Here is a 25,371-nt window from a genome sequence, read left to right as displayed (position 1 = left end):
CCGATGTCAGCGCTTGTCGAGGATGTTGCCTATGGCGCCGAACACACCCCCCTCCTCCCGGGTTCCCACCAGGGAAGAGGCCAGCATGCGGCCGGCCAGGCGGGAGAAGGGCAGGCTTTGCAGCCATATCTTGCCGGGGCCGCGCAGGCGGGCGAAGAACAGCCCCTCGCCCCCGAACAGCATGGACTTGATGCCGCCCACCTGTTCCACGTCGAAATCGATGTCGGCGGTCATGGCGGCCAGGCAGCCCGTGTCCACATGGATGACCTCGCCGGGGGCCAGCGTGCGCTCCACCAGAGTGCCGCCCATATGGATGAAGACGACGCCGTCGCCCTCCAGCTTCTGCATGATGAAGCCGTCGCCGCCGAACAGGCCGGTCAGGATGCGGCGCTGGAAGTAGATGCCGATGGCGACACCCCGCGCCGCCGCCAGGAAACTGTCCTTGTGGCAGATCAGGCGCCCGCCGTAGTCCGACAGCTTCAGGGCCGAGATGGTGCCGGGATAGGGGGCGGAGAAGGCCACCGTGCCCGGCCCCGATCCCCGCTGGGTGAAAACGGTGGTGAACAGGGTGGAGCCGGAGAGCACGCGCTTGCCCGCCCCCCACAGCTGATCCAGGACGCTGCCGCCATCGCGGGCGGAGCCATCGCCGAAGATGGTGGCCATCTCGACACTGGCATCCTTGTACAGCAGGGCGCCCGCCTCGGCGATGGCGCTGTCGCCGGGCGCCAGGGTCACCGCCACATACTGCATCTCATGGCCGTGGATGGTGTAGTCCAGGGCACTGGCCGGACCCGGCGGGGCCGCGGCGAAGGGGTTGCCGCCCCCGGTGAAGGCGCCCCAGATGCCGCCGCCGCCCGGCGGGGGCGGCGGGGGGATGAGGCGGTGCCGCCATAAAGCTCCGCCACCTGGCCCACGGGCAGCCAGTCGACGAAGCCCTCCCGCCAGCAATGGGCGCCTGGATTGGCGCGGGCGAAATTGCGCGCCGCCGCGTCATCCAGGGGCCCCGCCTGCTGCTGACCGTTGTGGAAGAACCATTCCGCCATGGCGCCACGCCCTTTCCCTGTCCAACCGGGCCGTTCATGTCCCCCGCGGACCCGCCCTTGGTATCGCCCCCTTTTACCAAGATGCCACCGCCCCGGCCAGCGCTGGCCCCATCCCGGGCCGGCCATGTGGCCCCTTAGCCACAAACAAAAGATTCTGTACCTCTTAGGGAATATTCCCTTCGCTCTCCCGTCTTTCCTGTAAGGCCGAATCAAAGGGCCCGGACCGAAAAGGAGCTTACGGGGAATGCGCCCATCCCACCTGCCGGCATGCGCGGCGGTACTGCTGACCGGCCTGTCGGCCTTGCCGGCACAGGCCATGGATCTTTATTTCAACGGCTTCGCCGACTTCCGCACCGTCGCCACCAGTGCCGAGAAATCCTGGCTGGACGGCGGCCTGGGCAAGACCCGCTACGGCGGGGACGGCCGGTCGGGTTCCGTCACCGAGGAATTCGCCGAGGCCGACGTCATGGGCGTGTGGAAGGTGGCGCAGGGTCTGGACGTTCAGGGCCAGATCCGCATCGACCCCAAGCAGAAGACGATCTTCGACGTCATCGAATCCTACGCCCGCTGGCATCCCGCCTTCGCCAGCGACGTCACGATCAAGGTGGGCGCCTTCTTCCCGCCCATCTCGCTGGAGAACGACGGGCCGGGCTGGACGCCCACTTACACGCTGACACCGTCCGCCATCAACAGCTGGGTGGGGGATGAGCTGCGCACCATCGGCGGCGAGATCAACTACACCTGGCACGGCGACATCGGGCGGGTGGACCTGTTCGGCGCCGTCTATGGCTGGAACGACCCGGCGGGCGCGCTGCTGTCCGTGCGCGGCTGGACCTTCAACGACCGGCCCGTGGGCCTGCTGGATCGCCCGCGCGAGCCCGACGCCATCGCCGACTCCTTCCGCCAGCCGCCCATCCGCATCGACATGTACCGCGAGATCGACGACACCCCCGGCTGGTATGCGGGCGGCACTTGGCAGATGCCGGGCCTGCCCCGCCTGTCCGTCATGCGCTACGACAACAATGCCGACCCCTCCGCCTTCCGCGTGCAACTGGCCTGGGAGACGCGGTTCTGGAGTGCCAGCCTGGAACAGCGTCTGCCCTATGGCTTCGTTCTGATGTCGCAGGCCATGCGCGGCGTCACCATCATCGCCCCCACCCCCGATAGCCGCAGCACGACGCAGTTCGAGTCCGCCTACGTTCTTCTGGGCTATGACTGGCGGGATTTCCGCTTCGGCTTCCGCGTCGACGCCTTCGGCACCGCCGAGCGCGGCCCCGCCGATCGGGTGAATTTCAGCGAGCACGGCAAGGCGGAGGTGCTGAGCGCCGGGTGGCGCGCCACCCGCTATCTCACCCTGACCGGCGAACTGATGAACATCGACAGCAACCGTCCCCTGCGCACCGTCCTGGACCAGCCAGCGGACACGACGAACCGGCAGTTCCAACTGTCCGCCCGCCTGAGCATCTGATCCCCTCCCTTAAGGAAGTAAACACCATGTCCCCCATCCGTACCGCCATCCGTAGCGCCGCCCTGACCTTGGCCCTGGGCCTTTTTTCCGTCGCCGCGCGGGCGGAGCCGGCGACCTATACCGTCACGCAGAAGAACGGGCAGTACGTGCCCTCGACCCTGACCATCAAGCGCGGCGACATCGTCATCATCCGCAATGACGACAAGCAGCCGCACCACGTGGTTTCCTACACCCCGCACTTCCTGTTCGACCTGGACCTTCAGGCGCCCGGCCAGGAGAACAAGATCGTCTTCGACACCACGGAAAAGCTGGTCGTCGTCAGCTGCGACATCCATCACAACATGGAGCTGCTGGTCACCGTCCAGCAATGAGCCCAACGGGCGAACCCTCAGGCGAACCCCGAGGTGAAGCCGGGGGCGGCCGGTTGAGCCCATTGGCGTGACCGGGCCAGCCGGCTATGGTGCGGCCGGCCCGGCAAATCCGGCGGGCCTAGCTAGGGCCGAGGCTGGGATCGATGAGCATCTGGGGAAAGATCGTGGGCGGGGTCGCGGGCTTCGCCGTGGGCGGCCCGCTGGGTGCGCTGTTGGGGGTGGCCGCCGGGCATGCCGCCGACGCCTGGGCGTCCCAGCCTCCGGTGCCGCCGGGCCCGGACGGCCAGCCGGATCAAACGCGCAGCATGGCTTTCACCATCGGCGTCATCGTCCTGGGCGCCAAGATGGCCAAGGCCGATGGCGTGGTGGACCGGGCGGAGATCGACGCCTTCAAGCGCGTGTTCCAGATCCCGGCGGAGGAGGCGCGCCACGTGGGCCGCGTCTTCGATATGGCCAGGCGTGACAGCGTGGGCTTTGAATCCTATGCCCGCCAGTTGGCCGGCATGTTCCACGACCGGCCGACCGTGCTGGAGGACCTGCTGGGCTGCCTGTTCCACATCGCCGCGGCTGATGGCCGGCTGCATCCGGCCGAACTGGCCTTCCTGGCGGAGGTCGCCCGCCTCTTCGGCATTCCCGACACCACGTTCGAGGGCATCCGCCGCATCCACGGCGGGGCCGCCTGCGGCTATGACGACCCGCTGGACGATCCCTACGCCGTGCTGGGCGTCCCCCGTACCGCCAGCGATGCGGAAATCAAGCTGGCTTGGCGCAAGGCCTTGCGCGACAACCATCCCGACACGGTCATGGCCCAGGGCCTGCCGGCGGAGTTCGTGGAGGTCGCCACCCAAAAGACGGCCGCGCTGAACGCCGCCTATGACAAGGTCCAAAGCCTGCGGGCCGGCACGCCCACCGGCCCAAACCAGTAACCCCGCATCTCAGAGCATACCGCTTCCATGGCCCCCACCCCGCCCATCGTCGCCCTGAAGAACGCCCAGATCACCCTGGGCGCCACCACCCTGTTCCAGGACGTGGACGTCGCCATCGGCCGGGGGGACAAGATCGCCCTGGTCGGCCGCAACGGCAGCGGCAAGTCCACCCTGCTGAAGGCCCTCGCCGGCGTGGTCGACCTGGACAAGGGGGAGCGCTACATCCAGCCCGGCGCCCGTATCGGCTATCTGCACCAGGAACCGGATTTCAGCGGCCATGCCACGGTGGCGGACTTCGTCAGCGCCGGATTGGTGGAGGACGCGCCCTATCGCGTCCAGGCGGTGCTGGACGAACTGAGCCTGCCGGGCGACCGCGCGGCCGCGACCCTGTCAGGCGGCGAGGCGCGCCGCGCCGCCATCGCCCAGGCCCTGGTCAGCGACCCCGACGTGCTGCTGATGGACGAGCCGACCAACCACCTGGACCTGCCGACCATCGAGTATCTGGAAAAGGCGCTGCAGGCCTTCCGCGGCGGTCTGCTGCTGATCAGCCACGACCGCACCTTCCTGAACACTCTGGCGCGCAAGACGATGTGGCTGGACCGCGGCACCATGCGCGAGACGGAACGACCCTTCGCCGAGTATGAGGCCTGGCGGGATGAGGTGTTCGCGGCCGAGGACCTGGCCTACGCCAAGCTGGACCGCAAGATCGCGGTGGAGATGAAGTGGCTGCGCGAGGGCATCAGCGCCCGGCGCACCCGCAACATGGGCCGTGTCCGCGCTCTTCAAGGCTTGCGCAAGGAGCGCGCCGACCGCAACCGCCAGGGCCAGGTGAAGCTGGCGGTGTCGGATGCCGAGAACTCCGGCCGGCTGGTGATCGAGGCGACCAACATCGCCAAGAGCTTCCAGGATGCGGAAGGCAACACCCGTGTCATCGCCCGCGATTTTTCCACCCGCATCCTGCGCGGCGACCGGGTGGGCCTGATCGGCCCCAACGGTGCGGGCAAGACCACCATCCTGAAGATGCTGATGGGCGAACTGGCGCCGGACAGCGGCACCATCCGCCGGGGCACCAACCTGGAGACGGTGGTGTTCGACCAGCGCCGTGCCCAGCTGGACCCCAACCAGACCATCCGCCAGGTGCTGCTGCCCTTCGGCGGCGACAGCGTGGTGGTGGGCGGCACGCCCCGTCACGTCGCCTCCTACATGCGGGACTTCCTGTTCGACGGCGGCATGTTGGAACAGCCGACCCGGGCGCTGTCGGGTGGCGAGCGCAACCGCCTGCTGCTGGCCAAGCTGTTCGCCCAGCCCAGCAACCTGATGGTGCTGGACGAACCGACCAACGACCTGGACATGGACACGCTGGACCTGCTGGAGGAGGTCTTGAGCGACTATCCCGGCACCCTGCTGCTGGTCAGCCACGACCGTGACTTCCTGGACCGGCTGGTCACCTCCACCATCGCGGTGGAAGGTGATGGCGTGGTGGCGGAGTACGCCGGCGGCTACAGCGACTATCTGGTCCAGCGTCCGGCCCGCACCCCGGCCGCCGGCGCCGCGGCCAAGACGGCGGACGTCCCCAAGGCGGCGGAGGCCCCGAAGGCCAAGCGCAAGCTGGGCTACAAGGAACAGCGTGAGCTGGACCAGCTGCCGGCGCTGATGGACAAGCTGGGCGACCAGGTGAAGAAGCTGGAGGCCAAGCTGGCCGACGCCACCCTCTACGCCCGCGACCCGGCGGCCTTCCAGAAGGCCACGGCCGAGTTGGACAAGGTGCACCAGGACCTGGCCACGGCCGAGGAGCGCTGGCTGGAGCTGGAGGCGCTGAAGGAGGAGCTGGAGAGCGGGACGTGAGGTTCCCCCTTTGCATGCCCGGCCAATAGCCGTACAGTGCATAAATGGAGGATATGATGGCCCACCCCGCGACAGATGCCCCTCAGCGCCGTGTCCGCAGCGAACGGCTGGAAGCGCGTATCACCGCCGAGCAGAAAGATCTGATAGAGCGCGCGGCCGCACTGCAGGGTCGGTCGATCACCGATTTCGTCTTGACCAGCGTGCAGGACGCGGCGCGACGCGCCATCGACGAACACCAGCGCCTGGAACTGTCGATCCGGGACAGTCAGGCTTTCGTCGAAGCGCTGAGCAAGCCGCAGCCCATGAATGACCGGTTGCGCGACACAATTCGCCGGTATCGCGACGCTACCGGCGCCTGACGGTCGGCATGACGGCGACCGATCCTGGACTGCGTTCCCTCCGGGTCGAGGTGCTGGGCCCGCAGCATGACCGATCCCACTTTGCCAGCGGTGTGGAAGTGCTGGATCGGTATTTCCAAATGCACATAGGGCAGGACGCCCGCAAGAACATTGCCGCGCCATTTGTCCTGGTCCTGCCAGACGGGACAGTCGCCGGTTACTACACCTTATCCGCCACCGCCCTGCACTTGGCGGACCTGCCTGCGGAAACAGCGCGCAAGCTGCAGCGCTATCCTTTGGTGCCAGCCACGCTGCTGGGTCGATTGGCCGTAGACAAGCGCTACCATGGCCATGGATATGGAGGATATCTGCTGGCGGATGCGCTGCGCCGTTGTCTGCGCAGTGAAATCGCGTCGTTTGCCGTGATCGTGGACGCCTATGACGACAACGCCCGCCGCTTTTATGAGGCCATGAGTTTTCTCGCCCTGCCCGATACGCCCCGGAAATTGTTCCGGCCTTTGGCCGACATCGCGCGGCTGTTCGAGGAGAGCGGGGCGTGAGGCCGCTGGACGTCCTGCGCGCCCTGGCCGTCGTGGCCATCTGGGGAATCAATTTCTCCGTCTCGAAGTTCGCGCTGCGCCAGTTCCATCCCATCACCGCCATGGCCATCCGCTTCGCGCTGGTGGCACTGGTGCTGGTGCCCTGGCGGCGGCTGCCCTGGGGCCATGTGCGGCCCGTGCTGGCCTATTCCTTCGTGCTGGGGGGCCTGCATTTCCCCCTGGTGTTCAGTGGCCTGATGGGATGCAGCGCCGCCGCGGCCTCCGTCGCCATCCAGTTGCAGGTGCCCTTCGCCTCCCTCATGGCGGCGGTGTTCTTCAAGGATAGGCTGGGCTGGCGCCGGGCGGTGGGCATGGCGGCGGCCATCGCCGGCGTCGGCATCATCGCCTACCATCCTGGCGGGACCGACGACCCCGCCCATCTGGGCCTGGTGGTGCTGGCGGCGGCGGCCTTCGCCTTTTCCAGCATCCAGCTGAAATGGATGCCGCCCATGGACCCGTTCACCCTGAACGGCTACATGGCTCTATTCGCCGTGCCGCAACTGGTGCTGATGTCCGCGGTGCTGGAGGACGGGCAGTGGGCGGCGATCCAGACGGCGCCACCGGCGGCCTGGGCCTCCATCCTGTTCATGGCGCTGGTCTCCACCATCCTGGCCTATGTGCTGTGGTTCCCGCTGGTGCAGCGCTACGCCGTCAACCAGACCATGCCCTTCATGCTGCTGGTGCCGGTGTTCGGTGTCGCGGGCGGCGTTGTCCTGCTGGGTGAGCCCTTGTCCTGGCACCTGGCGGCGGGCACGCTGGTGACCATCGCCGGCGTGGGCGTGGTGCTGCTGCGCCGCCCCCGCCTGGTGACGGCCCGAACGGCGAGTTGATGCGCATGCGCTTCCGTGACCGCCCCTCACCCAACCATGGCCCCCGGCCGGATGGGGCCAGCGTCGACATGCTGGTGCTGCACTACACCGGCATGGTATCGGCCGAGGCCGCCCTGGACCGGCTGTGCGACCCGGCGGCGGAGGTGAGCGCCCATTACATGGTGGCGGAGGATGGCACCGTCTGGCGGCTGGTTGATGAGGGCCGCCGCGCCTGGCATGCCGGCCGTGGAGCCTGGCGCGGGATCAGCGATGTCAACAGCCACTCCATCGGGGTGGAGATCGTGAACCCGGGGCACGAGTACGGCTACCGCCCCTTCCCGGACGCGCAGATGCGGGCCGTCGCCGATCTTTGCCAGGGAATCCTGGCGCGACACCCCATCCCGGCAGGCAACGTCATCGCCCATTCCGACATGGCGCCCGCCCGCAAGCAGGACCCGGGTGAGTTGTTCGACTGGCGGGGCTTGGCCGGCGCCGGCATCGGCCTGTGGCCGGGCATCGCCGCACCGGGGCCCGACTGGGATGGGAGTCAGGACCACGTGGCCCGGCTGCTGGCCCGCCTGGGCTATGATTTGGGAATAGCCACCTTCACCGAGACGCTGACCGCCTTCCAGCGCCATTGGCATCCGGAGGCGCTGGGCCAGCCGGCGGACGCCGAAACCGTGCGCCGCCTGCGCAGCCTGCTCGCCCAAACGGAACAGGAAATGGCCTGACCGTCCATCCCCTGGCCGCCCGTCCCCTGGCCGCCCGTCCTGGGTAGACCTCTCATGCCACGGGCCCTGTTTTGCGCGCTTGCATCCCTGCCCCCGTGCGCCTAGGGTCGCCGCCTGCCAGACGGTCGGATGGCCGCCTTTCGGCAATGGCGAAAGCCGCCGGGGGGAGGAAAGTCCGGGCTCCACGGAAGAACGGTGCCAGGTAACGCCTGGCGGGGGCGACCCTAGGGAAAGTGCCACAGAAAGCAAACCGCCAGTCGACCATCGCCTTCGGGGGATGGTCGCCGGGTAAGGGTGAAAGGGTGCGGTAAGAGCGCACCGCGCCCCTGGCAACAGGGGCGGCACGGTAAACCCCACCGGGAGCAAGATCGAATAGGGGCGGCACGGCCGGGCAACCGGCCAAAGCATCTTCCGAGCCGCCGCCCGGGTAGGTCGCGCGAGGCGCCTGGCGACAGGCGTCCCAGATGAATGGCCATCCCACGGCCGCTGCCCCCTTCACGGGGGACGGGCCGGAGGACAGAACCCGGCTTACAGACCGTCTGGCAGATTACCCCCGTAGGTCACCTGCCGCCCACGGCACCGGCGGCGGCATGGTCCGCGGCCACCGCCTCCAGGAACAGGGGCGTCAGCGTGGGGTCGAAATGGCGGCCCGCCTCGGATTTCAGGTGGGCGGTGACCTCCGGCAGCGACCAGGGCCGCTTGTACGGCCGGGGTGACAGCAGGGCGTCATAGACATCCGCCAGCGCGACCATGCGCCCCTCGATGGGGATGTCCGTTCCCGACAGGCCGCGGGGATAGCCGCTTCCATCCCATTTCTCGTGATGGGTCAGGGCGATGCTGGCGGCCAGCCGCAGCAGGGCCGGACCGTTGGTGCCAATGATCGCCGCCCCCCGCTCGGGATGGGTGCGCATGACGGCCATTTCCTCCGCGTCCAGCTTGCCTGGCTTCAACAGGATGCTGTCGGGTATGGCGATTTTGCCGATGTCGTGCATGGGCGCCGCAAGCCGCAGGGCCTGGCAGCAATCTTCCCCCCACCCCAGCGCCCGGGCCAGCAGTTCGGCGTAATGACCGATGCGACGCACATGGTCGCCGGTTTCCTGGTCCTTGTACTCGCCGGCAACGCACAGCCGGTCCAGGATGGACGCCTGGTCGACCAGGGCGATTTGGGTGCGCACGCGCGCCCGCACCAGGGGGGCTGAAACCGGCTTGGTGACATAATCTATGGCCCCCACCTCGAACCCGCGGGCCTCATCATCCACCGTTCCCATCGCGGACACGAAGATCACGGGGATATGGCGCAAATCCGGCTCCGCCTTCAGCCGGCGGCAGACCTCATAGCCATCCATGTCCGGCATCATGACGTCGAGGAGGATCAGGTCCGGCCGGTGCCGGTGCGCGGAGTCCAGCGCCTGCCGACCACCCTTGGCGAAGACCAGGGCATAGCTGTCGGAGAGGATGTCGCGCAAAACGTGGAGATTCACCGCCTCGTCGTCCACGATCAGTATCTTCCATAGCTTATCCATGGACGGATAATCCTTGGTTGACGGCCACCGGAAGCGCCCCCCGGGCGGCCAGGGCTTCATCCAGGCCGGCGACCATGGCGCGGGCCTGCTCGAACTCGAATTCGTGCACCAGGCGTTCCAATGTCCTCATCTGCCGGCCCGCCAGCCCAGTTTCGCGCAGGTTGTGCAGGGCGGGGTCGATACGCTCCACGTCATCACTTTCCAGGGCATGGCGCAATGCGGTTAATGCCCGGCGGGCGTCGGGGAAGCGGCCCCCACCTGCGGGACCGCCGCTTGAGCGGACTGGACCGCCGGGGATGGGGCCGGGACGGCTGGCGACGCCGCAACGCCGCCGGGAACCAGCCGCTGCATCAGGTCGGCCAGGGCGTCGTAATCGACGGGCTTGGTGACATAGGCGGTCATGCCGGCATCCAGGCAGGCCTGGCGTTCCCCCAGGCTCTCATCCGCGCTGAGAGCGAGGATGGGCACGGAGGGGTCGCAGGCGCCTGTCCCCTGGCGGATGCGGCGCGTCGCCTCCTTACCGCAGCAGCGCGGCATTTGCACATCCATGAGGATGATGTCGAAGCGCCGGTCCCGCGAGAGCGCCACCGCCTCCTCGCCATCCCGGGCGGTCACGACGGCATGGCCCCGTTCCTTGAGATGAAGCTGGGCAAGCTCCAGGTTCTCCACCACGTCATCGACCAGCAGGACGGTGAAATGACGGGGGGCGGCGGTGCCCTCGACCAGGCTTGCGGAACCAGCCGCCGGGGGAAGCCCACCCGGCGCCGCCGGCAGCCACAGGCGCACTCGGAACGTGCTTCCTTGACCCGGACGGCTTTCCACCGCGATGGCCCCGCCCATGAGTTCGGCCAGTTCCTTGCAGATGGAAACCCCCAGGCCCAGTCCGTTGAACCGGCGGGTCGGCCGGCTGTCGGCCTGGAAGAAGGGATCGACGATGCGGTCCACCTGGTCCGCCGTCATGCCGATTCCGGTATCGGTGACCGCCAGTTCCACCAGCCCCGGCTTCGGCCCCGCCCGCACGGATAGCCGCACGTCGCCGCTCTGAGTGAATTTTATCGCGTTGTCGAGCAGCTTGAGGACGATCTGGCGGACACGCGCGGGGTCGCCAATATGCGCCTGGTCGGAACCCAGGCCGTAGTCCAGCGCCAGGGTCAGCCCCTTCTCCCGCGCCTTTTCCCCGACCTGGCCCAAACAGGCGCGCATCTGCCCGTGCAGATCGAAAAGCACCGGATCCAGAACCAGGCTGCCACTTTGCAGGCGGGAGAGGTCCAAAAGATCGTTCATCAGGGCCAGCAGGGCCTGCGCGGCCCGATGCGCCATCAGCAGCTGCCTCCGGATTTCCGGCGGTGGGTCCCGCTCCAGCACCAGGGCCAGAAAGCCCAGGACGGCATTCATGGGGGTGCGAAGCTCATGGCTCATGTTGGCGACGAACCGGCTCTTGGCATCGTTGGCCGCGTTCGCCTGCCGCAGCGCGGCTTCCAGCCGGCTGTTGGCCGAGACGATCTCCTGCGTGCGTTCCGCGACCTGCATTTCCAGGCTGCGGCGATACTCCGCCATCTGGTCGACGGCCCGTTTCCGCTCGGTGATGTCGCGCGCGATCTTGGACGCGCCAATGATCCGGCCCGCCGTATCGCGGATGGGGGACACGGCAACCGAAATATCGACGAGATGACCATCCTTGTGGCGGCGGACGGTGTCGAAATGGCCCACCGTCTCGCCCTGCCGCACCCGCTCCAGGATCGCCGTCTCCTCCTCCAACCTGTCGGCAGGGAAAATGGCCGTCACGAACTGGCCGACCATCTCTTCGGCGGTGTAGCCGAACAGCCGCTCGGCGCCGGGATTCCAACTGGTGACGCGTCCCTCCACCGTCTTGCTGACGATGGCGTCGTCCGACGAGGTGACGATGGCGGCCAGCATGGCGCTGGCCCGGTGGGCCTGCTCCAGTTCAGCGACGCGGCGCCGGCCCTCCCGCTCCGCCACCTCGGCCGCGAGCGCGGCGCGCGCCGCCTGTTCCCGGGCGCGGGTATGCGCCGCCGCGAACCAGGACAGGAGCGCGAACAATCCCAGTAGGGGTGCCGTCACGCCCATCACCAGTTCCCAAATCGACGCCCGCGCCCCGGCCACATCCGCCGCGGTTCTATGGGTGACCACCAGCCAGCGGGCATCTCCAGGGTCTTCCGTGGCAAAGCCCACGGTCCCGAGCCGAACCAGGCGCCAGGTCCAGATGCCGCTGGCATCAACCAACCGGCCATTCGGCGCCGCGGTCATCCGTGTCCAAACCTTGGGATAGGCGTTGGCCAGGGACTGACGGCCGACGACGAGGTCCCACCGGTCCGTCTCGCTGCCACCGAACAGCCAATTCCCGGAGTGGTCCAGGACCATGGGCCATGCGCCACCGGGCGGCGCCATCAGGTCCTGGAACAGGTAGGTCTTCGACACCCCCAGGATCATCGCGCCCCGGCCCGTGCCATCGGCAGCCGCCACCGGCGTCGCCAACCGCAGGGCCCGACCGGTTGCCCGGCCGGCCGGGCCCCCGTCCGGCCCGATGATCTGGATGGCGCCAGGCAACCCGTTCACCGTCCGTACGAACAAGGCGTCGCTCGACAGGTCCGCCAGCCTCTCCGGCGGGACGGCGACCGGGTCGGGTCCCGACCCGGCCCGGCAAGCCCGGACCCGTTCCTTGCCGCTCTGGTCGACCCACGCCGCCCCGTCATATCGCGGGTCACGGCGAAGCAGGGTCGTCAGTTCCCCCGTCAACTGGGCGAGGGCGGCGGCCGTGGGCGCGTCGACCGCCGCGCGGGTGGCGGCCTCGGTGGCGAGGGAGCGCAAATCCCGCTGCGGTTCCTCGAGACGGTCGCGCAAACGGCCGGCGCCCAAATCGACGCCGCCGGCGTCGGCCATGACCATGCGGTCCATTTCCGCCTTCACCCGCGCTTGGCCGATCAGCAGCGCACCGGCCAGAAGAAGGACGGCGATGGGCAGGAACAGGAGCAGGAATTGGCGGCTCAGGACGATGCCGCCGAACCGGTGGTCAACCTCCGAAGGGAACAGTGCCGCCACGAATCACACCCTTCCGGGAATACAATGGGGAGAAACTCCCTTTCCATCTGCGGTGATACGATGGGAATGCTTAATTTTATCTTGGCTGCGGCAACGACATCGCGCGTGGGCCTTGGTGCAATCGAATAGGTTCCCTTCGCTCGGCGGGGCGCGCCGCGCCGGCACAGCCCCGACATGGGCTGGCATGGGAAAGTGCCGGGACAATGGGTGCCTGAGGGCGCGCCTTGGGAAGGCACGGGCGGGACGGCTCGGCATGGGCCCGTCATGGGAATTCATGGGCGAATGATGGGAAAATCCCTGCCAGCCACCCTAGCGGCCTACATATCGGGGGCCTATCACCTTTCCCTTACCATATTTGGTGGGTGACTTAAGGCTGACGACTACTTGGCCTTAAATGCGGCCACCGAATAACCAGGATGGCATATCCAAAAGATTTCACGCCCTTTTCATTAACAGTGGCATCGGCCAGACCTTTATCCACAGGATAGGTGTCGCTTGGCCGCCACCTATTAAATTCGGCGGAAACCCAGGAATATGGGGCAAGCGCACCTACCCATTCGATTTAAGGTCGCAACCAAGAAGAACCTTATCCACAACTGTGGAAAAGCACAGTGTGGACAAGCATTCAGCCCCCTCCTCCCATTGACGCCCATAACTTCCCATGGTACCCCATATGGACCCAAAAACAGGGCGCGCATGCCTGTCCGGTCTTACCCGGAGGTGCGGCGCATTCTGAAGGCGGGCCTGGTGCCGGATCGGATGGGGCGCGGAGGCGCAGGAGACGCGGGGATCGATGGGCTTGTTCCTGTCCACATATGTGAACAAGGTCGACAAGAAGGGTCGGGTTTCAGTCCCGTCTTCCTTCCGCGGCGTCCTTGGTGGACAGACGGAGTTGATCGTCTTCCGGTCGCTGCAGGCTAACGCCATCGATGCGTGCAGCGTCGACTATATGGATCGCCTGTCAGAGGCGCTGGACAACCCCAACATGCCCGATGACATGCGCGACCTGATCGAGACGACGGTGTTCGGCGGATCCGTCCGCCTGGCCCTCGACCCGGAGGGCCGTATCGTCCTGCCGGAAAACTTCCTGGCGTTCGCCGGCATCACCGAGGGGGCCGCCTTCGTCGGCCGCCGCCACACCTTCCAGATCTGGGACCCCGAGGCGCTGTCCGCCCACGAGGCCGCCAGCCGCGACCGCAGCCGCGCCCAGAACATCTCGCTGTCCACCATCCTGGCCCGCACCAACTCCGTGCTGGCGGCCGGGTCCAATGGTGGGGGGCGCAATGACCGCGACCGTTACCCAGGTTGAGGGCGCCCAAGCTGGGGGCACTCAGGTCCACATCCCCGTCCTGCTGGCGGAGGTGCTGACGGCGCTGGCCGTGCGCGACGGCGGCGTCTATGTCGACGGCACCTTCGGCGCCGGCGGCTACACCCGCGCCATCCTGGAGGCGGCGGACTGCCAGGTGGTGGGCATCGACCGCGACCCCGCCGCCATCAAGCGGGCGGAGCCCCTGCTGGCCCGCTTCCCCGGCCGCCTGCGCATCATCGAGGGCCAGTTCGGCGACATGGCGGAGCTGTTGCCCGCCCACGGCATCGGCCCGGTGGATGGCGTGGCGCTGGACATCGGCGTCTCCTCCCCCCAGATCGATGATCCCTCGCGCGGCTTCTCCTTCCGGTTCGACGGCCCGCTGGACATGCGCATGAGCCTGAGCGGCCCCACCGCCGCCGACGTGGTCAACGATTACGACGAGGCCGACATCGCCACCATCCTTTGGCGCCTGGGAGAGGAACGCCTGTCCCGCCGCGTGGCCCGCGCCATCGTGGCGGCCCGTGCGACCGCGCGAATCGAGACGACGGCACAGCTGGCGGACATCATCCGCGGCGTCGTTCCCCGGTCGAAAAAGGACGGCATCGACCCCGCCACCCGCAGCTTCCAGGCCCTGCGCCTGCATGTGAATGATGAACTGGGCGAGCTGGACCGCGGCCTGGCCGGCGCCGAGCGGGTGCTGGCGCCGGGTGGCCGCCTGGCCGTCGTTTCCTTCCATTCCCTGGAAGACCGCCGGGTCAAGGACTTCCTGCGCCAGCGCAGCGGGTCGGAGGGCGCGCCCTCGCGCCACATGCCGGCCGCGCACAGCGGCCCCGCCCCCACCTTCCAGCTTCTGGGCCGCAGCGGGGTCACCCCTGGCGAGCCGGAACTTCGCCACAATCCGCGCGCCCGATCCGCTCGGTTGCGCGCCGCCGAACGCACCAACGCCCCCGCTTGGCCCATGGGAGAAGCAGCATGATAGGCAAGTCCACGCTCGTCTGGCTGTGCCTCGCCACCGTCGCCAGCGGCATCCTCTACCACACCAGCTACCGCGTGCAGGAGGAGCAGGAGCACCTGGCCTCGCTGAACCGGCAGATCGCTCAGGAACAGCAGTCCATCCAGGTGCTGCGGGCCGAATGGGCCTACCTGAACGATCCCACCCGGCTGGAACGGCTGGCGACCGAACACTTGACGCTGCGCCCCACCAAGGCCGAGCAGATGGTGGCCATGGCCGCCGTCCCGGTGAAGCCCGAGGCGCCCGCGCCGGTCACGCCGCCGTCGGCGGGCCCGGCCCCGGCCGACCAGCCCACGGTCAAGCCGGTCCCCGCGCCCGAGTCCACCTACGTCGCCAGCGCGGCGCCAGCGGTGCAGATGGCCGCCGCCCAGGCCCCCGCCCGCGTGCCGCTGGCCCAGCCCAAGGCGCAGGTCGTGGCGCTGAAGGCGCCGGACGTGCAGACCGCCCCGGTGAAGGCCGTGGCCGCCCCCAAGCCGGCGGCCACGGCGCCCAAGCAGCCCACCCGCCCTGAGCGCATGGACAGCATCGGCGCGCTGATGGCCAGCCTGGACGCCGCCGACAAGGCCGGCCGGGACGGCAAGGTGACCCTCGCCGCCGCCAAGTCCAAGGCCCAGCCCATGGTGATGGCGGAGCAGACGCTGAGCGCCAAATTGGGGGCGGCACGATGAGCGACGCGCCCTTTTCCCTGACCGGCTTCGACATCGCGGGCATGGAGCGTATCCAGGCCCCGCGACCGGAAGGCAGGGTCCGCCTGAACAACCCCACCAGCCACGCTCTGGAACAGGGGCGGTCGCGCCTGCTGGTGACGGCCGCCCTGTTCGCGCTGGTGCTGGGCGCCATCGGCGTGCGCCTGGCCGACACCATGGTGTTCAGCCGCGAGGCGGAGCCGCCGGTGGCCGAGAACACCACCGCCCGGCCCCTGCCCGTCACCCGGGCGGAGATCACCGACCGCAACGGCGTGCTGCTGGCGACCTCGCTGGCCACCGCGTCGGCCTACGCCGATCCCAAGCTGGTGATCGACGCGGAGGAGGCCGCGCGCAAGCTGGTGGCCACCCTGCCGGACCTTGATTATCGCCAGGTGCTGAAGGACCTGAAGGGCGACAAGCGCTTCGTCTGGATCAAGCGCAACCTGACACCGCGTCAGGAGTTCGAGGTCAACAAGCTGGGCATCCCCGGCGTGTTCTTCCAGCAGGAGGAGCACCGCATCTATCCGCAGGGCAGCCTGACCGCCCACCTGATCGGCCTGACCGGCATAGACAACAACGGCCTGATGGGCATCGAGCAGTCGTTCGACAAGCGCCTTCGCGAGAATTCGGAGCCGCTGCGCCTGTCCATCGACGTGCGCCTGCAGCACATCATGCGCAAGGAGATCACGCAGTCCATCCAGGACTTCAACGCCATCGGCGGCGCCGGCCTGATCATGGACATCAAGACGGGCGAAATCCTGTCCATGGTCAGCCTGCCCGACTTCGACCCCCAGAACCCGGGGGAGATGCATGACGATTCGAAGTTCAATCGCGCCACCCTGGGCGTCTACGAGATGGGCTCGGTCTTCAAGATCCTGAACACAGCGATCGCGCTGGAAACGGGATCGGTGAAGCTGCACGAGACGTTCGAGACCAACCACCCGCTAAAGATCGGCCGCTTCACCATCCATGACGACGAGCCGGTGAACTACTGGATGGATGTGGTCGACATCTTCCGCAAGTCGTCCAACATCGGTTCCGCCAAGATGGCGGAGAAGTTCGGCATCGACGTCCAGCGCGACTACATGGGGCGCTTCGGCATGCTGAAGGCCCCGTCCCTGGAAATCCCCGAGGTGGGCGCCCCGCTGGTGCCCAACCCGTGGCGCCAGACGACGCTGCTGACCGTGGCGTTCGGCCATGGCCTGTCCGTCAGCCCCATCCAGATGGTGTCCGCCGTGGGCGCGGTCGTGGACGGCGGCATCATGCGCCCCGCCACCCTGCTGAAGCGCGATCCCAACGCGGAGATCCCCGAGACGCGCGTGATCTCGCCCCAGACCTCGGCCATCCTGCGCAAGCTGATGCGCCTGGTGGTGACCGAGGGCACGGGCAAGACGGCCTTCGGCACCGGCGACTTGAAGGCGCCGGACACCCTGGATTATCTGGTGGGCGGCAAGACGGGCACCGCGGAAAAGGTCAGCGGCAAGGGCTACGCCCACAAGTCGCTGCGCACCTCCTTCGCCGGCGCCTTCCCCATGACCGATCCCCGTTATGTGGTGTTCGTCATGGTGGACGAGCCGCATGGCAACAAGAAGAGCTTCGGTTTCGCCACCGCTGGCTGGGTCGCGGCTCCCGCCGTCCAGCGCATCGTCTGGCAGGCCGCCCCCCTGCTGGGGGTCAAGCCGGTGGTCCGCAACGATCCCGAGGTGTTGCAGGCCATGGCCATCAATTAACCAGCCCCCCTGAAACCCGACGACAGGGCACCGTAAGGTGGGGGTCGACCGATGCCGGGGAGCGCGCTATCAACCCGCCCCGGCATCACGTGTGAGAGGGACCCTTGCGTCTGACCGATCTGATGGCATCGCGCACCGAAATCGCCGTATCGGCGCTGGCCCTGGAACGGGACCCCGAGATCACCGGCCTGACCGCGGACAGCCGCGCCGTCAAGCCGGGCATGCTGTTCGCCGCCATGCCGGGCAGTGCCCGCGACGGGCGGGACTTCATACCCCAGGCGGTGGCCGCCGGCGCCGTGGCCGTGCTGGCGCCCAAGGGCACCACGCTGCCTGAAAACCTGCCTCATCCCGTCAGCCTGATCGAGGATGCCAACCCCCGGCGGCGCTTCGCCCTGCTGGCGGCGGCCTTCTACAAGCGCCAGCCCGCCACCATCGCCGCCGTCACCGGCACCAACGGCAAGACCTCCACCGCGCAGTTCACCCGCCAGCTGTGGTCCCTGCAGGGGCACCAGGCCGGCGCCATGGGCACCCTGGGCCTCATCGCCCCCGGCTTCCCGCGCGAGGACAGCCTGACCACGCCCGACCCGGTGGCCCTGCACAGCACGCTGTCGCGCCTCGCCGAGGGCGGCATCACCCACCTGGCCATGGAGGCCAGCAGCCACGGCCTGGACCAGTTCCGCCTGGACGGCGTGCTGGTCACCGTGGGCGGCTTCACGAACCTGACCCGTGACCACCTGGATTATCATGGCACCATGGAGGCCTACTTCAAGGCCAAGGCCATGCTGTTCGACCGGGTGATGCCGCGCGGCGCCACGGCCGTGGTCAACGCCGACATTCCCGAATTCCAGGCCCTGGCCGACCTGACGCGCGCCCGCAAGCAGACCCTGATCGGCTTTGGCGAGCGGGGCCGCGAGCTGGCGGTGACCGCCCTGCGCCCCCTGCCCCAGGGCCAGGCCCTGACCCTGGAAGTCATGGGCACCCGCCACGACATCGTCCTGCCGCTGGTCGGCCGCTTCCAGGTGTGGAACGCCCTGTGCGCGCTGGGCATGGTGATCGGCAGCGGTGCCGAACCCCAGGCCGCCGCCGGCCTGCTGTCACAGCTGGACGGCGTGCGCGGCCGGCTGGAACTGGTGGCAACGCTGGACAACGGCGCCGCCGTCTATGTCGATTACGCCCACACGCCCGACGGGCTGGAGACGGTGCTGAACAGCCTGCGTCCGCATGCCGAGGGACGCCTGTCCGTCGTCTTCGGCTGCGGCGGCGACCGCGACCGGGGGAAGCGCCCCATGATGGGCGCCATCGCCGCCCGCCTGGCCGACCGCGTCATCGTCACCGACGACAACCCGCGCACGGAAATCCCCGGCGCCATCCGGGCGGAGGTGCTGGCCGGGTGCCCGAGCGCCACCGAGGTGGACGACCGCGCCGCCGCCATCGCGCTGGCCATCGGCGAGCTGAAGGCTGGCGACGTGCTGGTCATCGCCGGCAAGGGCCATGAACAGGGCCAGATCGTGGGCAAGGAAGTGCGTCCGTTCGACGACGCCGCCGTCGCCCGTGGTGTGCTGGGCCTCACGGGCGGAACACCCCAGGGAGGGCAGGCATGACCCCGCCCCCCGCCAGCAAAGTACTGTGGACGGCGGCCGATGCCGCCGCCGCCGCCAACGGGCGCGCGCTGGGCGCCGATTGGGCCGCGACCGGCGTGTCCATCAACACCCGCACCCTGAAGCCCGGCGACCTGTTCGTGGCGCTGAAGGGCCCCAACTTCGACGGCCACGCCTTCGTCGCGGTCGCCTTGCAACGCGGTGCCGCCGCCTGCCTGGTAAGCCATGTGCCGGAGGGGGTGCCGGCGGACGCCCCGCTGCTGCTGGTGGATGATACCCAGGCGGCGCTGGAGGATTTGGCGCGGGTGGCCCGGCTGAACGCCACCGCCAAGATCATCGCGGTCACCGGGTCAGTCGGCAAGACCAGCGCCAAGGAGTTCCTGCGCACCGCGCTCGGCGCGCTGGGGCCCGCCTTCGCCACCGAAGGCAACCTGAACAACCATCTGGGCGTGCCCCTGTCGCTGGCCTGCCTGCCGTCCGATGCGCGCTATGGCGTGTTCGAGATGGGCATGAACCATGCGGGGGAGATCGGCCCGCTGTCGCGCATGGCGCGGCCGGACATCGCCATCATCACCACGGTCGAGGCGGTGCACCTGGAGTTCTTCGACTCCATCGAAGGCATCGCCGACGCCAAGGCCGAGATTTTCGAGGGCATGTCGCGCCAGGGCACGGCCATCCTGAACCGGGACAACCCGCAATACGCCCGCCTGCTGGCCGCCGCCCGCACCCAGGGCGTGGGCCAGGTGCTGAGCTTCGGCGCCACCGCCGGGGCCGACGCCCGCCTGATCGACCTGGATCTGGGCCCGACCGGCAGCGACGTGACCGCCGAAATCCAAGGCGAGGTCATCCGCTATACCTTGGCCGTGCCCGGTCGCCACCAGGCGCTGAACAGCCTGGCGGTGCTGCTGGCCGTGGCCGCGGCGGGGGGGACGTCACCGTCGCCGCCCAGGCCCTGGCCACCCTGGCCCCGGTGAAGGGCCGGGGTGTGCGCCAGACCGTGCCGCTGCCCACCACGCCTCATGGCGGCGGCAGCCTGACCCTGATCGACGAAAGCTACAACGCCAGCCCCGTGTCGGTGGCGGCCTCGGCATCCGTGCTGGGCCAGGCCCAGCCGGGCCCGGGCGGCCGGCGCATCGCGGTGCTGGGCGACATGCTGGAGCTGGGCACCGATGCCCCCGCCCTGCACGCCGGCCTGGCCGAGCCCCTGGTCAGCGCCGACGTGCGGCTGGTCTTCACCTGCGGCCCCCTCATGCGCCACCTGTTCAACCGCCTGCCGGCCGACCGCCGGGGCGCCCACGCCGACAGCAGCGCCGAGCTGGCCCCCCTGGTCGGGGCCGCCGTGCGCGCCGGCGACATCGTCATGGTCAAGGGGTCCGCCGGCAGCCGCATGGCGCTGGTGGTCGACGCCCTGAAAGCCCTGGATACTCCGCCTCCGCCCCCCTCACCCGCCGTCTCCGGGAGCTAAGACCCGTCCCATGTTGTTCAATTTGCTGTTCCCGCTGGCCGACGACTTCCAGCTTTTCAATCTGTTCCGGTACATCACGTTCCGGACGGGCGGGGCCATGCTGACGGCGCTGATCATCAGTTTCCTGATCGGCCCGGGGGTCATCCGCTGGCTGAAGTCGATGCAGGGCGCGGGACAGCCCATCCGCACCGACGGGCCGGAGACGCACCTGAAGAAAAAGGGCACGCCCACCATGGGCGGCCTGATGATCATGATCTCGGTCCTGATCTCCACCGTGCTGTGGGTGGACGTGACCAACGCCTATACCTGGATCGTGCTGCTGGTGACCGTGGGCTTCGGCCTGGTGGGCTTTGGCGACGACTTCCTGAAGCTGACCAAGCGCAACACCAAGGGCCTGTCCGGGCGGGGCAAGATGGTGGCCATGATCGCGGTTTCCGGTGTGGCCACCGCCTGGTACCTGCATGTGGCGCAGAGCCCGCTGGACACCAGCCTGGCCGTGCCGTTCCTGAAGGATGTGCTGGTCCCCCTGGGCTTCCTGTTCGGGCCCTGGGCGGTGTTCGTCATCGTGGGGTCCAGCCATTCCGTGAACCTGACGGACGGCCTGGACGGCCTGGCCATCGTGCCCATCATGATCGCCGCCGCCAGCTTCGGTCTGATCGCCTATCTGTCGGGCAACGCCGTGTTCGCCAACTACCTGCAGATCCACCACGTGCCCGGCACGGGTGAGCTGGCGGTGTTCTGTGGCGCCCTGGTGGGCGCCGGCCTGGGCTTCCTGTGGTTCAACGCGCCGCCAGCCATGGTGTTCATGGGCGACACGGGGTCGCTGGCCATGGGTGGTGCCTTGGGCACCGTCGCCGTCATCACCAAGCATGAGCTGGTGCTGGCCATCATCGGCGGGCTGTTCGTGCTGGAGACGGTGTCGGTCATCGTGCAGGTCGCCAGCTTCAAGCTGACGGGCAAGCGGGTGTTCCGCATGGCGCCGCTGCATCACCATTTCGAGAAAAAGGGCTGGTCGGAGCCCACCGTCGTCATCCGGTTCTGGATCATCGCCGTCATCCTGGCCCTGGCCGGCCTGTCCACCCTGAAGCTGCGTTAAGCCCCCATGTCCCAGCCCATCCTCCTCCCCACTTTCAAAGGCCGCCGCGTGGCGGTGATGGGCTTGGCGCGCTCCGGTTTGGCGGCAGCGCGCGTGCTGGCCGCCAGCGGGGCGGAGGTCCTGGCCTGGGACGACGGCGCCGGAGGCCAGAAGGCGGCGGAGGCCGCCGGCATCCCCCTGACCAACCTGCATGAGGCAGATCTTTCGGGTGTCGCGGCCCTGGTGCTGTCGCCCGGCATTCCCCACACCTTCCCGGCACCACACCCGGTGGCGGCGCGGGCCAAGGCGGCCGGCGTGCCCATCATCGGCGATGTGGAGCTGCTGCGCCTGGCCCAGCCGGACGCCGCCTACGTCGGCATCACCGGCACCAACGGCAAGTCCACCACCACCGCCCTGACCGGCCATATCCTGGCCCATGCCGGCCGCACCCTGGCCGTGGGCGGCAACCTGGGCATCCCCGTCCTGACCTTCCCCGCACTCGGTGCCCCCAATAATCCCAAGGGCGACGTCTATGTGCTGGAGATGTCCAGCTATCAGCTGGAACTGACGCCGTCCCTGGGCTTCGACGCCGCCGTCCTGCTGAACATCACGCCCGACCATTTGGACCGCCACGGCGGCATGGACGGCTACATCGCCGCCAAGCGCCTGATCTTCCAGCCGGGCGCCCGCGATCCGTCCAAGCCCCCGGCCGTCGCCATCCTGGGCGTGGATGAGCCCAACACCGCCGCCATGGCTGACAGCCTAGAAGCCGAGGGCAGTCGCCGGATCATCCGCATCTCATCGGAACGCGGGGTGCCGGGCGGCGTTCACGCCGCCGATGGCGTGCTGGTGGATGACACCGAAGGCCAAGCTCTAGCCGTGGTCGACCTGCGCCAGTGCGCGGCCCTGCCCGGCCGCCATAACTGGCAGAACGCCTGCGCCGCCTATGCCGCCACCCGCGCCGTGGGCGTGCCGCCGGAGGTGATCGCCGAGGCGATGCGCACCTTCCCCGGCCTGGTGCATCGCCAGCAGACCATCGCCACCCTCGACGGCATCCGCTTCGTCAACGACAGCAAGGCCACCAACGCCGACGCGGCGTCCAAGGCCCTGGGCTGCTACGAGGACATGTACTGGATCGTCGGCGGCAAGGCCAAGGAGGGCGGGCTCAGCGGCCTGGAACCCTTCATGGGCCGGGTGCGCCACGCCTTGCTGATCGGCGAGGCGACGGAGGAATTCGCCCCTTGGCTGGAGGGCAAGGTCAGCTATGGCCGCTACGGCACGCTGGACCAGGCCGTGCCGGCCGCCTACGCCCTGGCGAAACAGGCCGGCGGCGGCACGGTGCTGCTGTCACCCGCCTGCGCCAGCTTCGACCAGTATCCCAATTTCGAGGTGCGCGGCGACGCCTTCGTCCGCATCGTGCGCCAACTGGAAACCGGAAAGGACGGGGCGTCATGATCACGCTGTCGCGTACCGACCAATCCGTCATCGGCCGCTGGTGGTGGACCGTCGACCGCTGGACCCTGGCCACCGTCTTCCTCATCGCCACCATTGGCGTGGTGCTGATCCAGGCCGCCAGCCCGCCGGTGGCGGAGCGCATCGGCCTGGATAACTTCCACTTCATCCAGCATCACGTCATGATGCTGATCCCCACCCTGATCGTCATGGTGGGCGTGTCGCTGCTGTCACCCAAGGGGGTGCGGCGCATGGCCATGATCCTGTTCCTGCTGTCGCTGGCGGGGGTGGCCCTGACCCTGGTGTCGGGCGTGCAGATCAAGGGGGCCACGCGCTGGATCCATCTGCCGGGCCTGTCGGTCCAGCCGTCGGAATTCATCAAGCCCGCCTTCGCCGTGGTGGCCGCCTGGCTGTTCGCCCAGGCCCGGCACACCAATAACGTGGTCTATTTCGGCGTCTGCATCCTCTTCTACCTGATGATCGTGGCCCTGCTGCTGATGCAGCCGGACCTGGGCATGACCTTCGTGGTCAGCGCCGTATGGTTCGGCCAGTTCTTCATCGCTGGCCTGCCCATCCTGCTGGTGGCGGTGCTGGTGGTCTGCGGCCTGTCCGGCCTGGTCGGCGCCTACTTCCTGTTCCCGCATGTGCAGAGCCGCGTGAACCGCTTCCTGGATCCCGCCGCCGGCGACAACTACCAAGTCCAGCGCGCCCTGGACGCCTTCCAGCATGGCGGCCTGTGGGGCACCGGCCCCGGCCAGGGCACCGTCAAGATGACCATCCCCGACGCCCATGCCGACTTCATCTTCGCCGTGGCGGGGGAGGAACTGGGCATGCTGTGGTGCCTGTTCATCGTGCTGCTGTTCGGCGTGGTGGTGATGCGCAGCTTCGCCCGGGCGTATAGCGAGCAGAGCCTGTTCGTCATGCTGGGCGCCGCCGGCCTGGCCATGCAGTTCGGCCTGCAGGCCTGCATCAACATGGCCTCCAGCCTGCACATGATGCCGACCAAGGGCATGACCCTGCCCTTCATCAGCTATGGCGGCTCCTCCCTCATCGCGCTGGGCATCGGCGTCGGCATGCTGCTGGCCCTGACCCGCAAGCGCTTCGGCCAGGGGGACTTGCCATGACCCAGCAGCCCCCCACAGGCCCGATCGTCCTGGCGGCCGGCGGCACCGGCGGCCACCTGTTCCCGGCGGAGGCGCTGGCCAGGGCCCTGCGCGCCCGGGGCCATGCCGTGGTGCTGGTGACCGACACGCGCGGCCACGCCTTTGGCGAGGGGCTGGCGGACATCCCCGTCCACCGGGTGAGCGCCGGCACGCCCGGCCGTGGCCTGGCATCCAAGGCGCGCACCGCCCTGTCGCTGCTGGCCGGCACGATGCAGGCCCGCCGCATCCTGAAGACCCTGAAGCCCGCCGTGGTGGTGGGCTTCGGCGGCTATCCCTCCGTCCCCACGGTGTTCGCGGCCCAGCGCCTGGGCCTGCCGGTCGTGCTGCATGAGCAGAACGCCGTGATGGGCCGGGCCAACAAGCTGCTGGCCGGCGGCGCCCGGCTGATCGCCACCTCCTTCCCCCAGGTCAGCGGCCTGCCGCGCCATGTGGCAACCGTGCGCACCGGCAACCCCGTGCGCCCCGCCATCCTGGACCTGGCCGGCCGCCCCTACACCGCCCCCACCAGCACCCTGTCCATCCTGGTGACCGGGGGCAGCCAGGGCGCCTCCGTCTTCAGCACCATCCTGCCCGCCGCCGCCGCCCGCCTGTCGCCGGAGCATCGCCTGCGCCTGAGCATCAAGCAGCAGGCCCGGCCGGAGACGATGGAGCAGGCGCGGGAGGGGTACGCCGGCCTGGGCGTGGACGTCGAGCTGGCCCCCTTCTTCCGCGATATGGCCGGCCGGCTGGATGCCTGCCACCTGGCCATCTGTCGTTCCGGTGCCGGAACGGTGGCGGAATTGGCCGTCGCCGGCCGCCCCGCCATCCTGGTGCCCTACCCCCAGGCCATGGATGACCACCAGACCGCCAACGCCAAGGCCCTGGTGGAGGCTGGCGGCGCCTGGCTGATGCCCCATGCCCAGTTCACGGCGGAAGCGCTGGCCGACCGCCTGGCCGCTTTCCTGGACGACCCGGCGCCACTGGCCCTGGCGGCGGCCGGCGCCCGGTCCTTCGCCATCCCGGACGCGGCCGAGCGCCTGGCCGACGCCGTGTTGGACACGGCACAGAGCCGGAGGGCCGCCGCATGAGCCCCCCTCGTAAGACAGGCTTCCCACCCGTGGCGCCGTTCGCCTATGGTCCCGCCGCCCCGGGGCCGGCCCGGGCGCAATCCCCCTATCGCAGCGGAGAC

Annotated in this window: 24 protein-coding genes and 1 other RNA gene; 20 read left to right on the top strand and 5 right to left on the bottom strand. The window is 68.8% G+C overall.

The genetic code is table 11. The features are described from left to right. Window positions 1-6 precede the first annotated feature (6 nt). Both UCD39_RS23385 and UCD39_RS28605 read right to left on the bottom strand, forming a co-directional pair. Window positions 7-750 carry an AIM24 family protein gene (locus UCD39_RS23385; RefSeq protein WP_330498509.1) on the bottom strand — a complete coding sequence of 248 codons (744 nt, stop codon included), beginning with the start codon at window positions 748-750 and terminating at the stop codon, window positions 7-9. Then, complete coding sequence (locus tag UCD39_RS28605; protein WP_442943697.1) at window positions 732-1,043, bottom strand: DUF4339 domain-containing protein; 312 nt, start codon at window positions 1,041-1,043, stop codon at window positions 732-734. Before UCD39_RS28605 ends, UCD39_RS23385 begins: the two co-directional genes overlap by 19 nt. A 244-nt stretch (window positions 1,044-1,287) precedes the next feature. Between UCD39_RS28605 and UCD39_RS23380 the strand changes: the two genes are divergently transcribed. The 9 genes from UCD39_RS23380 to rnpB all read left to right on the top strand — a co-directional run bounded on the left by UCD39_RS23380 (window position 1,288) and on the right by rnpB (window position 8,677). Further along, window positions 1,288-2,511, top strand: a complete 1,224-nt coding sequence (locus UCD39_RS23380; protein ID WP_330498100.1) for a hypothetical protein — start codon at window positions 1,288-1,290, stop codon at window positions 2,509-2,511. A 26-nt stretch (window positions 2,512-2,537) separates the two neighbouring features. Further along, window positions 2,538-2,882 (top strand): cupredoxin domain-containing protein, encoded by a 345-nt coding sequence (locus UCD39_RS23375; protein WP_330498099.1) that lies wholly within the window; start codon window positions 2,538-2,540, stop codon window positions 2,880-2,882. A 143-nt stretch (window positions 2,883-3,025) separates the two neighbouring features. Continuing rightward, window positions 3,026-3,808, top strand: coding sequence for a TerB family tellurite resistance protein (locus tag UCD39_RS23370; protein ID WP_330498098.1), 783 nt, complete (start codon window positions 3,026-3,028; stop codon window positions 3,806-3,808). 27 nt (window positions 3,809-3,835) lie between these two features. Further along, window positions 3,836-5,653, top strand: a complete 1,818-nt coding sequence (locus tag UCD39_RS23365) for an ATP-binding cassette domain-containing protein (protein WP_330498097.1) — start codon at window positions 3,836-3,838, stop codon at window positions 5,651-5,653. A 53-nt stretch (window positions 5,654-5,706) separates the two neighbouring features. After that, window positions 5,707-6,012, top strand: coding sequence for a type II toxin-antitoxin system TacA family antitoxin (locus UCD39_RS23360; protein WP_330498096.1), 306 nt, complete (start codon window positions 5,707-5,709; stop codon window positions 6,010-6,012). 8 nt (window positions 6,013-6,020) lie between these two features. Beyond that, the gene (locus UCD39_RS23355) at window positions 6,021-6,551 is read left to right on the top strand and encodes a GNAT family N-acetyltransferase (RefSeq protein WP_330498095.1); all 531 of its coding nucleotides are present in this window, start codon (window positions 6,021-6,023) and stop codon (window positions 6,549-6,551) included. Beyond that, complete coding sequence (locus tag UCD39_RS23350) at window positions 6,548-7,420, top strand: DMT family transporter (RefSeq protein WP_330498094.1); 873 nt, start codon at window positions 6,548-6,550, stop codon at window positions 7,418-7,420. The genes UCD39_RS23355 and UCD39_RS23350 overlap by 4 nt, the downstream gene beginning before the upstream one ends. Further along, complete coding sequence (locus UCD39_RS23345; protein WP_330498093.1) at window positions 7,420-8,130, top strand: N-acetylmuramoyl-L-alanine amidase; 711 nt, start codon at window positions 7,420-7,422, stop codon at window positions 8,128-8,130. Before UCD39_RS23350 ends, UCD39_RS23345 begins: the two co-directional genes overlap by 1 nt. A 117-nt stretch (window positions 8,131-8,247) precedes the next feature. Then, window positions 8,248-8,677, top strand: an RNA gene (gene rnpB, locus UCD39_RS23340) — RNase P RNA component class A. Between the two features lie 13 nt (window positions 8,678-8,690). Here the strand turns inward: rnpB and UCD39_RS23335 are convergent. From UCD39_RS23335 to UCD39_RS23325, 3 genes are read right to left on the bottom strand one after another with little or no spacing between them, the layout of a single operon-like run. Beyond that, on the bottom strand, window positions 8,691-9,653 hold the full coding sequence (locus tag UCD39_RS23335; protein ID WP_330498092.1) for a response regulator: 963 nt from the start codon (window positions 9,651-9,653) through the stop codon (window positions 8,691-8,693). Next, window positions 9,646-9,843, bottom strand: a complete 198-nt coding sequence (locus tag UCD39_RS23330; protein WP_330498091.1) for a hypothetical protein — start codon at window positions 9,841-9,843, stop codon at window positions 9,646-9,648. The genes UCD39_RS23335 and UCD39_RS23330 overlap by 8 nt, the downstream gene beginning before the upstream one ends. A 32-nt stretch (window positions 9,844-9,875) precedes the next feature. After that, window positions 9,876-12,713 (bottom strand): PAS domain S-box protein, encoded by a 2,838-nt coding sequence (locus UCD39_RS23325; RefSeq protein WP_330498090.1) that lies wholly within the window; start codon window positions 12,711-12,713, stop codon window positions 9,876-9,878. A gap of 793 nt (window positions 12,714-13,506) precedes the next feature. Here UCD39_RS23325 and UCD39_RS23320 point away from each other — a divergent pair. From UCD39_RS23320 to murG, 11 genes are all read left to right on the top strand, one after another. Then, a complete protein-coding gene (locus UCD39_RS23320; RefSeq protein ID WP_330498089.1) occupies window positions 13,507-14,022 on the top strand; it encodes a division/cell wall cluster transcriptional repressor MraZ in 516 nt (171 codons plus the stop codon). Then, window positions 13,997-14,998: a 16S rRNA (cytosine(1402)-N(4))-methyltransferase RsmH gene (gene rsmH, locus UCD39_RS23315; protein ID WP_330498088.1), complete on the top strand. Its 1,002-nt coding sequence runs from the start codon at window positions 13,997-13,999 to the stop codon at window positions 14,996-14,998. The genes UCD39_RS23320 and rsmH overlap by 26 nt, the downstream gene beginning before the upstream one ends. Further along, window positions 14,995-15,702, top strand: a complete 708-nt coding sequence (ftsL, locus tag UCD39_RS23310; RefSeq protein WP_330498087.1) for a cell division protein FtsL — start codon at window positions 14,995-14,997, stop codon at window positions 15,700-15,702. The genes rsmH and ftsL overlap by 4 nt, the downstream gene beginning before the upstream one ends. After that, the gene (locus UCD39_RS23305) at window positions 15,699-17,450 is read left to right on the top strand and encodes a peptidoglycan D,D-transpeptidase FtsI family protein (protein ID WP_330498086.1); all 1,752 of its coding nucleotides are present in this window, start codon (window positions 15,699-15,701) and stop codon (window positions 17,448-17,450) included. Before ftsL ends, UCD39_RS23305 begins: the two co-directional genes overlap by 4 nt. A 104-nt stretch (window positions 17,451-17,554) precedes the next feature. Beyond that, window positions 17,555-19,051: a UDP-N-acetylmuramoyl-L-alanyl-D-glutamate--2,6-diaminopimelate ligase gene (locus UCD39_RS23300; protein WP_330498085.1), complete on the top strand. Its 1,497-nt coding sequence runs from the start codon at window positions 17,555-17,557 to the stop codon at window positions 19,049-19,051. Continuing rightward, complete coding sequence (locus tag UCD39_RS23295) at window positions 19,048-20,022, top strand: UDP-N-acetylmuramoyl-tripeptide--D-alanyl-D-alanine ligase (protein ID WP_330498084.1); 975 nt, start codon at window positions 19,048-19,050, stop codon at window positions 20,020-20,022. The genes UCD39_RS23300 and UCD39_RS23295 overlap by 4 nt, the downstream gene beginning before the upstream one ends. A gap of 11 nt (window positions 20,023-20,033) precedes the next feature. Then, window positions 20,034-20,513 carry a glutamate ligase domain-containing protein gene (locus tag UCD39_RS23290; RefSeq protein WP_330498083.1) on the top strand — a complete coding sequence of 160 codons (480 nt, stop codon included), beginning with the start codon at window positions 20,034-20,036 and terminating at the stop codon, window positions 20,511-20,513. Between the two features lie 13 nt (window positions 20,514-20,526). Further along, window positions 20,527-21,609 carry a phospho-N-acetylmuramoyl-pentapeptide-transferase gene (gene mraY, locus UCD39_RS23285; protein ID WP_442943707.1) on the top strand — a complete coding sequence of 361 codons (1,083 nt, stop codon included), beginning with the start codon at window positions 20,527-20,529 and terminating at the stop codon, window positions 21,607-21,609. Between the two features lie 6 nt (window positions 21,610-21,615). Continuing rightward, window positions 21,616-23,043, top strand: coding sequence for a UDP-N-acetylmuramoyl-L-alanine--D-glutamate ligase (gene murD, locus UCD39_RS23280; protein WP_330498081.1), 1,428 nt, complete (start codon window positions 21,616-21,618; stop codon window positions 23,041-23,043). Beyond that, the gene (locus tag UCD39_RS23275; RefSeq protein WP_330498080.1) at window positions 23,040-24,164 is read left to right on the top strand and encodes an FtsW/RodA/SpoVE family cell cycle protein; all 1,125 of its coding nucleotides are present in this window, start codon (window positions 23,040-23,042) and stop codon (window positions 24,162-24,164) included. The genes murD and UCD39_RS23275 overlap by 4 nt, the downstream gene beginning before the upstream one ends. Next, window positions 24,161-25,270 carry an undecaprenyldiphospho-muramoylpentapeptide beta-N-acetylglucosaminyltransferase gene (murG, locus tag UCD39_RS23270; protein ID WP_330498079.1) on the top strand — a complete coding sequence of 370 codons (1,110 nt, stop codon included), beginning with the start codon at window positions 24,161-24,163 and terminating at the stop codon, window positions 25,268-25,270. Before UCD39_RS23275 ends, murG begins: the two co-directional genes overlap by 4 nt. The last annotated feature ends 101 nt before the right edge of the window (window positions 25,271-25,371 follow it).

The organism is Nitrospirillum karajorum (assembly GCF_036348415.1).
GTDB lineage: Bacteria > Pseudomonadota > Alphaproteobacteria > Azospirillales > Azospirillaceae > Nitrospirillum > Nitrospirillum amazonense_B.
The sequence above is the reverse complement of the archived record's forward strand: the minus strand, read 5'-3'. Positions and strand labels throughout refer to the sequence as shown.